Origin of the sequence: Parendozoicomonas verongulae (genome assembly GCF_009711465.1) — a bacterium.
Classification (GTDB): Bacteria; Pseudomonadota; Gammaproteobacteria; order Pseudomonadales; family Endozoicomonadaceae; genus Sansalvadorimonas; species Sansalvadorimonas verongulae.
This window is the reverse complement of record NZ_SMME01000756.1, coordinates 5580-6593: the sequence shown is the minus strand read 5'-3', so window position 1 is coordinate 6593 and position 1014 is coordinate 5580. Positions and strand designations below refer to the sequence as shown.

1 protein-coding gene is annotated in these 1014 nt (G+C 54.4%); it reads left to right on the top strand.

What is annotated here, in order from left to right:
• Positions 1–47: 47 nt before the first annotated feature.
• A partial coding sequence (locus E1189_RS05415; RefSeq protein WP_196221226.1) for a hypothetical protein occupies positions 48–1014 on the top strand: 967 nt, incomplete at its 3' end.

Sequence of the window (1014 nt, the reverse complement as noted above, 5' to 3'; positions counted from 1 at the left end):
AGTTAACACTGGGCAGGCATCTCCAGCTCACAGGAGGTAAGCATAATATGAAAGCGGCTCTGGATATCTTTACCCGCCTGCGCACCCAGGCAGCCGGGGGACAGGTGAATACTCCCTGTGATGATAAGGATATCGAACTGGCTCTGGGCAGACACCTTCAGCTCATGGGCGGCAAGGATAATATGAAGGCGGCTCTGGATATCTTTACCCAGTTGCGCAGCCGAATGGCCAGAGGGCAGACGAACACTCCTTGTCATGACAAGGAGATTGAACTGGCTCTGGGCAGACTACTCCAGAGCATGGGAGGCAAGGATAATCTGGAAGCAGCCCTGGAAATCTATACCCGGTTACGCATCCGAGGGGCGAATACCCCCGGTGATGACAGAGAGATTAAGCTGGCACTGGGGAGACACCTCCAGATCGCGGGAGGCCCGGATAACCTGAGAGCAGCTCTGGACATCTTTACCCAGCTGCGCACTCAGGCGGCTGGGGGGCAGGCGAATACCCCCTGTGATGACAGGGATATCGAGTTAACACTGGGCAGACACCTCCAGTTTATGGGCGCTCCGGATAACCTGAAAGCGGCCCTGGATATCTTTACCCAACTGCGTACCCGGGCAGCCAAGGGGCTGGCAAACGTTAGTGACAAGAAGGTTGAGTTAGCACTGGGTAGACACTTCCAGCTTATGGGGGGCAAGGACAACCTGCAAAAGGCTCTGGACATATTTACCCGCCTGCGTACTCAGGCGGCTGGAGGCCAGGTGAACACCCCCTGTGACGACATGGAAATCGAACTGGGTATAGCAGCCATTCTCATTGATATGGGGGAGTGGAGGGCGTTTGATGAGCTGCAACTTGAAACGTCGTTGTTTTCAGGGTTCGAAACCTGCCTGTGTATCAGTGTCAGGAATTTCCAGGAATTAACGCTAACTGAGAGAAGCTTGTCCGAGCGTACGGCTCTTCTGGGGAAAGCGTTACATTGGTCAGCCCTTGCAGTGGAAAAAAGTGGAGGTT